Raw genomic sequence first — 6,093 nt, forward strand, 5'->3', positions numbered from 1 at the left:
GGCCCGGTCCCCCCCCCCCCCGGGGCCGCCCCCCGCCTCAGCGCCCCCGCCCGCCGGGGGGGGCGCCCGTCCCGTCCGGCGCCCCCCCACCGCCGGCTTCACTCCCCTATATCAAGCCGCGCCGCATCGCGTAGCCGACGGCGTGGGCCCGGTTGCGCAGGCCGAGGCGGGTGATGATCTCGTGGAGCACGTTCTTGACCGTCCGCTCGGAATACGACGTCTTCGCGGCGATCTCGCTGGTGTCGAAGCCCTCCGCCACCAGCTTCAGCATCTCCGCCTCCCGCGCCGTTAACGTCGAGAGGGTCAGCCCCCGCCCGTCGAGCATGGTGCGCTGCAACATCCCGATCCGGTCGAGCAACTCGCCGAGCAGGTCACCCGGCATCACGCCCTCGCCGTTCGCGAGCGCCGTGATCAGGTGCACCAGCCGGTCCTGGTCGGCCTCCGACCGGCGCAGCACCGCCGCGACCCCGTTCTCCACGATGGTCTGCAGCCCGCCGGCCTCGAAGTGCCCCACCACCAGGCCTATCCGGCCCGAGGTGGCGAGCCGTAGCCGCCGCAGGTGCTCGGTCACCGTCTCGGTCAGCGCGTCGACCACCAGCAGGGAGACCTCGGCCCGCCCGGCCTCGCTCTCGCTGAGCAGTTCCACCTCGGGCCGCTGGCGCAGCTGTTGGACCACACCGGTCTGCAGGATGAGGTCCTCCGCGAAGACGGCCACCCGCACCTGGGCGGCCCGCCTGCCGCGCAGTTGCTCGGGGACGCGCGGCACGGCGGCGATGCCGACTCGCGGCGCCACCCCCGCCCGGCGTGTTGTGACGACTTCCTCACGGGTTGTATCGGTCGACGTCATCGAACTACTCCATTCTTCAAGAGCCTGCGAGGGTGACGGCCGACCGCCGCGAGGCGGCGTCGGCCGGGGGCTTGGAGCGGGTCGCGCGTAGCCGGGTCGGCTCCGTGACGGCACCAGGCAGGGTCTCCGGTCGGGACCGTACGGGCAAGGGGTGCGGCCCCTAGCTTGCCCGTTCGACTCTCTCCTGCGGCGCCGGACGGCCCTACCGTCACGCTATGACCACATCCGCCGAACTCGGCCTGCCCGCACTGACGGTGGCCCCCGGTGGCGTGGCCACCACGACCCTGACGGTCCGCAACGACCTCGACATCGTCGAGGCCTACACCTTCGAGGTGGTCGGCGACTGCGCCGCGTGGACGACCGTCGAACCCGCCCGGGTGTCGCTCTACCCGGGGACCTCCGAGGCGGTGACGATCCGGCTGGCCCCGCCGCGTTCCTCCGCCACCCGGGCCGGCGAGTTCCCGCTCGGCGTCCGGGTGCTGCCGGTCGAGCGCCCCGACCTGGTGACGGTCCCGGAGGCGACCGTCACCGTGACGGCGTTCCAGGAGCTGCAGGCGGCGCTCGCACCGCGCCGTCGCCGTGGCTGGCTGCGCGGACGCTACCGGGCCTCGGTGCGCAACCTCGGGAACGCGCCGACCGCCGTGACGTTCACGCCCGGACAGGCCGGTGAGGACCTGCGGTTCGGCGTCACCCCGGAGAAGCTCCGGCTGGAGCCCGGCGAGTCCGGGGAGGTGCGGGTGCAGGCGCGCACCCGCAAGCTGATCTGGTTCGGCAAGCCGGCGAGCTGGCCGTTCGAGGTGACGGTGGGCCCGGAGGAGCGCCCGGAATCCAAGGACGGCAAGGACGGGAAGGACACCAAGGGCACGGAGGCCCGGCCCGAGACCGTCCCGCAGGCCGCCGCACCGGTGCCCCAGAAGCCGGTCCTGGACGGCGAGTTCCTCCAGCTGCCGATCTTCCCGCGCTGGCTGCTCGTCCTCCTGGCCGCGCTGATCGCACTGCTGCTGGCCTGGTTCGCCCTGGTCCGCCCGGCGGTGCGCAGCTCCGCGAAGCAGGCCGCCGAGCAGGCCGTGGTCGCCCAGCAGAGCGCCACCCCGCCCCCGCCCGCCGCCGTCCCGACCGGCGACGCGCCGGACGTCCCCGCCAACGGGGCCACCCCGGGCGGCCAGACCAAGCCGGGCGCCGGGAAGCCGAACACCGGGCCGGGCAGCCAGGGCGGTCCGGGCGGGGGCCCGGCGGTGCCGGGGACCGGGGCGCAGTTCTCCGAGACGATCGACGTGCAGACCGCGAACGGCGCCGCCGGGACGGGCAGTTACCCGGTGCCGCACGGCAAGGTCCTCGACATCACCGACATCGTGGTGGCCAACTTCCAGGGCGACCAGGGCGTGGTGACCATCACCGCCGGGAACAAGACGATCACCACCATCGCCCTGGAGACCTTCCGCAACCAGGACTACCACTGGGTGACCCCCATCCAGGTCCCGGAGGACCAGACCGTGACGGCGAACGTGACCTGCGAGGTGCCGGGCACCCCGGCCTCGGGCAAGCAGGCCGCCTCCTGCCACGAACTGCTCAATGTCAGCGGGACGTTGAGCGACATCCGTCGGTGAACTGAACGCCGCCGAACCGTTCGTCCGCGAATTCCCCCTCCTCGCGCCATGTCCCCTCACGTCTCGTGACCATGTCAACACCAGACGGACACTGTTGCATCGTGCACCCGTGCGAACAAAGCCGACCCGCCTGCGACACGCCGGGGTTTGTCCTCAGGGGGCAATCGGCATGGTCCGCGAGGGCAACCGGGCCGCCCCGACGGGCGGTGCGAGGTGCCCCGGGAACGCCGAACGCCGGCCCCGCCCTCGAAAGGGCGGTGCACCGCTGCGTGCTGCGGGGGTCGGGATTCCCCTGAGGGGCCGTGAATCCCCTGATCAGAACCAGTTGGCCAGAACCGGTTGATCAGAACCAGTGCAGGCAGTGCGGGGCGCGCTCGGCGCGGAACAGGGCGTCGGCGAGGGCGGCCGCGCCCGGGCGGTGGGCCCGGATGTGCCCGGCCCGGACGAGGGTGCTCGGGAGGGTGCCGCCGAGGTAGACCGAGCCCAGGTCGCGCACGTCCAGGGAGAGGTCGGGCTCGCGGTCGGTCGGGACGCACTCGGGCTTTCCGTCCCGGACGGTCAGCAGGTACCGGCCGTGCTCGCCGAGGAACGGGTCGGCCACGTCGAGGACCAGCTCGCCGTCCGCGAACCAGCCGCGCGCCGTCAGCGCGGCCGGGACGTCCAGCAGCCGCACCCAGAGCCAGTCCGTCTCGCCGCCCGGCTGCACGGCGCGGAAGTCCGCGAGCTGGTGGCGCAGCGGGTGCTCCGGCGGGACGTGCCGGAACACCACCTGGGTGACCAGGTCGTGTTCGAGCACGAAGCGGGCCAGCGCCAGGTAGGCGGCGTCGTCCAGGGCGATCGTCTCGTCCACCGTCAGGGAGTCGTCGCCCAGCGAGTAGCAGGCGTACCCGTCCGGGGTGCCGTCGGCGCCGCGGTGGACGGCGATGTAGCGCGGCGCCCGGGCGATCGGCGCCTGCCCCGCGCCCAGCTCCCACCAGCGGCGCGGCCGGGACAGCGCTCCGGGCTGGGCGCGGCGGTAGCGGTCGTAGACCTGCTCCAGGATCTCCCCGCTCTCGGACCGCCGCAGCACCTCCACCGAGCCGCCCGCCGGGGCGTCGGCCGCGAGCCGCGCCCGCGGGGCGGTGAAGGCGGCCTGGTGGCGCTGCACCGTGAGCCGCTGGGTGTACGTCGCCGGGCCGTAGCCGAACCGGCCGTAGATCCCGGCCTCGGAGGCCAGCAGCACGGAGAGGAACTCGCCCCGGGCCCGCACGTCGGCGAGCTGACGCCGCATCAGCGCGGTCAGCACGCCCTGGCGCCGGTGGGTGGGCAGGACGCCGACGGACGTCACCCCGGCGGCCGGGACGACGACCTGACCGGGCAGGGTGAGCTCGAAGGAGCACGCCCCGGCGGTGCCGACCGGCCGCCCGTCCGCCGCCACGGCGAGCAGGTTGCGGTCCATCTCGGTCGCCGCCCACCAGACCCCGCCGCCGTCCGCGTCCGGGGTCTCGGGGAACCGCCCGAACGCGGTGTGGAGCGTGTCGACGAAGACGTCGAGGTCCTGGTCGGTCGTGGAACGGATCTCCATGCGGTGCTGCTGCCTCCCCGTACGCGCGGCCACCGCCTGGTGCGGCGCCCCCCGCAGTGCACCGCCACCGCGCACCCCCGGTCAACCGAATTAGTCGCCGTGGCGCTCGGGAGGTTCACGGACTCCGGGCCGCATCGCCGGCCAGTTCGGCCAGTCGTTCCGCGTCCGGGGTGCCGGGTTCGGCCGAGCAGAGCACGAGTTGCTGTTCCGGGGCGCCGGCGTAGCGGAAGGTGTCCCAGTCGAGGGTGAGTTCGCCGACGGTGGCGTGAGTGATGCGTTTGCTGCCGAAGTCCTGGTGCGCGACGCGGTGCTCGGCCCACCAGACCCGGAACTGCTGATCGGCGACGGCCGGTTCGCCCACGAGGGCGGTGAGGGCCGGATCCGTCGGGTTCGTTCCGGCTTCCATCCGCAGGACCTCGACGCAGGTGCGGGCGCCACGTCCTCCCAGTCCGGGTAGATGTCGCGCATCACCGGGTCGGTGAAGACCATGCGGACGTAGGTGCGCTCGGACTCGGGCACGGCTGCGAAGTCGCACAGCAGCTCCGCTGCCAGGGGGTTCCACGCGAGGATGTCGAGCCGTGGGCCGAAGACGATGGCAGGTGTGCCGATGAGCTGGCCGAGCAGCCGGGTCAGGTGCGGATGCACCGTGGGGCGGGTGGACCGACGCGGCGTCTTGCGGTGTCCGGCCCGCGCGGCCTGGGTGACCAGGCCTTCCACGTACGCCCTCTGGTCGCGGTCCAGCCGTAGTTCGCGCGCGAGGGATTCGAGCACCAGCGGTGACGGTGCCGGTCGGCCCTGCTCGATGCGGACGTAGTAGTCGGTGCTGATCGCGGCGAGCCCGGCCACCTCCTCGCGGCGCAGCCCCCGCACCCGGCGCCGGGTGTGCGCGCGCTCGGGGAGCCCCACCTGCGCCGGTGTGAGCTCGCCACGGCGGTGCTTGAGGAACTCACCGACGTGCCGAGGACTTCCGCGCGGCGGTCTCCTACCTCACCACCCGCCCCGAGATCGACGCCGCCCGCATCGGCGTGATGGGCGTGTGCGGCTCCGGCGCCTACGTGCCCTTCGACGCCCCGCGGCAGGCACCCGCGCTCCACGGGTGACCTGGTCGTGCGCTGCGCGGACCTCCTCGACCAGTTCGACACCTTCGCCGACGTCGCCGAGATCGCGCCTCGCCCGCTGCTCATGATCGCCGGAACCGAGGCGGTGACCCGCGGGTTCTCCGAGAAGGCCGTCGCCGACAGCCCCGGCAACGCCGAGCTGTTCCTCGTCGAGGGTGCCACCCACGTCGACCTGTACGACCGCGACCCGTACCTCACTCCTGCCGTCGCCAAGCTGGTCGAGTTCTTCGGCAGGCACCTCGTCTGAGTCGGCGAACGTGAGCGGCAGTCTCCATGGGCCGGACGGCCTGTTCGGTCGTCCTCCGTTCGGGTGAGATGCGGGCATTCCCGGGTCTCACGTGCACGGTGGCCGGTCGCCGGTCGCGTCGCCCGCGACGCCCGGCGGCGCGGGTTCCGGGCCGGGGTTACGGTCGAAAGGCCGCCGGGACCGGCGTCGCGCCGGGCCGCCCGGCGCCCGCCGCCCGGTTCAAGGCCGGCATCCGGGGCAGCCGCCCGGTGTCCCGTCCACCGAAGCACGGGAGCTCCGCCGGAGCCCGGGACCGGAGCCCATGACCCGAAAGGGGAACGAGCCATGACCACACCCGACGAGCACGGAACGCAGCCGGACGAGGCGGCGCAGGAGCGGTCCGCCGAGGAGCGCTCGATCACCAGCCCGACCCCGGCCGACGTCCGGGCGAAGGCCGAGGGCAAGGTCGGCGCCCGGGAGCGGTCCGCCGAGGAGCGCTCCATCACCTCGCCCACCCCGGCCGACGTGCGGCGGAAGGCGCAGCAGCACAAGGGGCCGGAGCCGCCCGCGGCGGACACCGTGGCGCCGTGACGCCCCGGCTCCCCCACGTCCCGGCCCCGCCCCCCCGCCCCCCCGCCGGGGGGGGGGGGCGGGGGGCCGCGGGGGGGCGGGGGGGGGCGGCGGCGGGGTGAGGTGGTTGGAACCGCTGTAAAAACAAGAAAAAAGAACGA

The 6,093-nt window shown here is 73.9% G+C and carries 6 protein-coding genes and 1 pseudogene; 3 read left to right on the plus strand and 4 right to left on the minus strand.

The features are described from left to right. Window positions 1-106: 106 nt before the first annotated feature. Window positions 107-775, minus strand: a complete 669-nt coding sequence (locus tag ABZW03_RS35790; protein WP_355268100.1) for a LuxR C-terminal-related transcriptional regulator — start codon at window positions 773-775, stop codon at window positions 107-109. Between the two features lie 287 nt (window positions 776-1,062). On the opposite strand from ABZW03_RS35790, the gene ABZW03_RS35795 reads away from it, so the two are divergent. After that, entirely contained in the window at window positions 1,063-2,454 is a 1,392-nt protein-coding gene (locus tag ABZW03_RS35795; RefSeq protein ID WP_355268085.1) for a hydrolytic protein, read from the plus strand. A gap of 343 nt (window positions 2,455-2,797) precedes the next feature. On the opposite strand, the gene ABZW03_RS35800 is transcribed toward ABZW03_RS35795, so the two are convergent. The 3 genes and pseudogenes from ABZW03_RS35800 to ABZW03_RS35810 form a co-directional block, all read right to left on the minus strand. Further along, window positions 2,798-4,018: a GNAT family N-acetyltransferase gene (locus ABZW03_RS35800; protein WP_355268088.1), complete on the minus strand. Its 1,221-nt coding sequence runs from the start codon at window positions 4,016-4,018 to the stop codon at window positions 2,798-2,800. Between the two features lie 115 nt (window positions 4,019-4,133). Further along, complete coding sequence (locus ABZW03_RS35805) at window positions 4,134-4,424, minus strand: hypothetical protein (RefSeq protein WP_355268091.1); 291 nt, start codon at window positions 4,422-4,424, stop codon at window positions 4,134-4,136. An 83-nt stretch (window positions 4,425-4,507) separates the two neighbouring features. After that, window positions 4,508-4,924 (minus strand): annotated as a pseudogene (locus ABZW03_RS35810) (helix-turn-helix domain-containing protein); the annotation flags it as partial. A 201-nt stretch (window positions 4,925-5,125) separates the two neighbouring features. On the opposite strand from ABZW03_RS35810, the gene ABZW03_RS35815 reads away from it, so the two are divergent. After that, on the plus strand, window positions 5,126-5,383 hold the full coding sequence (locus ABZW03_RS35815) for an alpha/beta hydrolase (protein ID WP_355268094.1): 258 nt from the start codon (window positions 5,126-5,128) through the stop codon (window positions 5,381-5,383). Window positions 5,384-5,707: 324 nt separating this feature from the next. Beyond that, a complete protein-coding gene (locus tag ABZW03_RS35820) occupies window positions 5,708-5,953 on the plus strand; it encodes a hypothetical protein (RefSeq protein WP_355268097.1) in 246 nt (81 codons plus the stop codon). The last annotated feature ends 140 nt before the right edge of the window (window positions 5,954-6,093 follow it).

This window comes from Kitasatospora sp. NPDC004799 (genome assembly GCF_040609095.1).
Taxonomy (GTDB): Bacteria; Actinomycetota; Actinomycetes; order Streptomycetales; family Streptomycetaceae; genus Kitasatospora.